The following is a 1069-nucleotide window of genomic DNA, read 5'->3' on the forward strand; positions in this document are numbered from 1 at the left end:
GTCGCCTACACGCCGATTGGTTCGGCGCTGGTGGCGGCGCTGGCCCCCGAAGCTCTGCGGGGGGTGTATCTCTCGGTCAACTCAATGTGCTGGGCGATCGGCTACCTAATTGGCCCCCCGCTAGGGGGCTGGGCGCTCGACCAAGGGAACACCGTCGCCCACAGCTTTTGGCTGGGGCTGGTGGCAACGGTGGTACCTGCCCTAGGGATCTTGGTCTGGCTCGATCGGCGGCTGCGCCGTCAGGGAATATAGCGATCTGTTAAACCTGGTCCCACATGACTTTGAGCCCGTCGGGCAGGGTTTTGGAAATCTCTTGAATCTGCGCTTCGGACAGCTCTTCTCGGGCCGTGGAGAAGACCGCGATCACCACCGCCTCGGGAGACACGCCCTTAGGAATGCCACCCTCTTGCTTGATACGCCGCAAAAAGGTTTCGGTATCAATGTTGAGCGGAGGGCGCAGTCGACTCAGCGCCCTCACGATGGGATTGTCATCTTTCCAAAGGGCGGCGATTTCTTCATCTTTGAAGGCCGCCTGGGTGCGATCGGCGGCTTCGGTAGACATCAAATCTCGCATTGAGCGAAACACGATTAGGGTCAAATCCCGCGCATCATAAATGTCTGGAAGACTAGCCTTCTGCATCACTTTTTCGAGAAATGCTCGCTCAGTAGCGCTAAATTTTTCGGTTGCCATAATGCCTTTCCAAGGTTTGCCGTAGTTCGCCGTGGGTTGGACATAGACACGGCTAGTTTGGCCCGATGCTACCACAGCGAGGGGGGGAGTCGGGCAAGGTTTGTTGTCAGCGCTACTAAACCGGTTGAACAGGAGGGCGCGATCGCCCGGCGTATTCCATCTAAAAAATCTTCCCCATAAAGCCCTAAGGATTCACGGTTTCGACCTGCCAAGGACGATCGACTGGCTGCGTGTAAAGGGTGCGGTTTTGCGGGTCGCCGCGTAGCTCTAAGTGGTCAACCTGGTAGGGGGTGAGCAGCACCAGGCAAAATTCCGCCGGGGGCGTAGCGTCAATGGCCTGGGGCGAAAAGTCGGCCTCGGGGGTGCGGGGCTGGGCCG

At 58.6% G+C, this 1069-nt stretch carries 2 protein-coding genes and 1 pseudogene; 1 reads left to right on the forward strand and 2 read right to left on the reverse strand.

Annotation, left to right across the window (positions count from 1 at the left end):
* The coding region (locus IQ273_RS33365) for an MFS transporter (protein ID WP_194027350.1) at nucleotides 1-252 on the forward strand (252 nt) is incomplete at its 5' end.
* Nucleotides 253-259: 7 nt separating this feature from the next.
* On the opposite strand, the gene IQ273_RS33370 is transcribed toward IQ273_RS33365, so the two are convergent.
* Together IQ273_RS33370 and IQ273_RS33375 are read right to left on the reverse strand one after the other, a co-directional pair.
* Nucleotides 260-691 carry a DUF2267 domain-containing protein gene (locus IQ273_RS33370; RefSeq protein WP_194027351.1) on the reverse strand — a complete coding sequence of 144 codons (432 nt, stop codon included), beginning with the start codon at nucleotides 689-691 and terminating at the stop codon, nucleotides 260-262.
* Nucleotides 692-875: 184 nt separating this feature from the next.
* Nucleotides 876-1069: pseudogene (locus IQ273_RS33375) on the reverse strand (pyridoxamine 5'-phosphate oxidase); the annotation flags it as partial.

It is taken from the genome of Nodosilinea sp. LEGE 07298 (assembly GCF_015207265.1).
Taxonomy (GTDB): domain Bacteria; phylum Cyanobacteriota; class Cyanobacteriia; order Phormidesmidales; family Phormidesmidaceae; genus Nodosilinea.